Source organism: Blautia sp. AF14-40, from assembly GCF_003479665.1.
Classification (GTDB): Bacteria; Bacillota; Clostridia; order Lachnospirales; family Lachnospiraceae; genus Fusicatenibacter; species Fusicatenibacter saccharivorans.
Map to the genome: position 1 here is coordinate 1 of NZ_QUHK01000018.1, position 781 is coordinate 781.

At 48.4% G+C, this 781-nt stretch carries 1 protein-coding gene; it reads left to right on the forward strand.

Going from position 1 to position 781, the window contains the following annotated elements:
• The coding region (locus tag DWW13_RS12520; RefSeq protein ID WP_118720245.1) for a YodL domain-containing protein at positions 1 to 754 on the forward strand (754 nt) is incomplete at its 5' end.
• Between the last annotated feature and the right edge of the window lie 27 nt (positions 755 to 781).

A 781-nucleotide genomic window follows, 5' to 3' on the forward strand; every position in this document is an offset into this window, starting at 1 on the left:
AACAAGGGACTTGCGTTTTGAGCCTTACGACCGTCTGATTGTCACAGGACACAGGGTAGACCCAAAAAACTATGCCCTTGTCTATTCCGCAGAGCTTACACCGGGGACTTCCCTTGAAGATATTTACGCCCGCTTTAATATCGACCACCCGAAAGATTTTAAGGGACACAGCCTTTCCGTTTCCGACGTGGTGGTGCTTCATCAGAACGGGCAGGACACCGCCCATTATGTAGACAGCTTTGGTTATAAGGAAGTGCCGGAGTTTTTCAAGGAGCAGGAAAAAGCCCTCATTCCCGATGACTTGGAAACGGGCGAAACAATCAAAACACCGAGGGGGACTTTCTATGTAACCGCCATGAGCCGCGAGCAAATGGAAGCTGCCGGATATGGATTACACCACCAGTCCGACGACGGAAAATATCTGATTATGGGGAACGGCACAAGGGCTTTTGCTGTTCCCGTTCAGCTGGAAAACTATCTGAAAGCTGCCGAGCAGACCACAGAGCAAAATTACAACATGATTGACGGGCAGATAAACAACACCCCGACCGTTGCAGAACTGGAAGCAAAGGTAAAGGCAGGAGAAACCATTTCCCTTGTTGACCTTGCGGAAGCTGTCAAGGCTGATAAGGAACGCGGAAAGGCAGCAAAAACGGAAAAGAAGCCCTCTATCCGGGCGCAGCTTAAAGCAGATAAAGAAAAGACCGCACAGAAAAAAGCGACAAAATCAAAAAATCACGAATTGGAGGTATGAGCATGATTAGACTGACCGTTGAAGAAA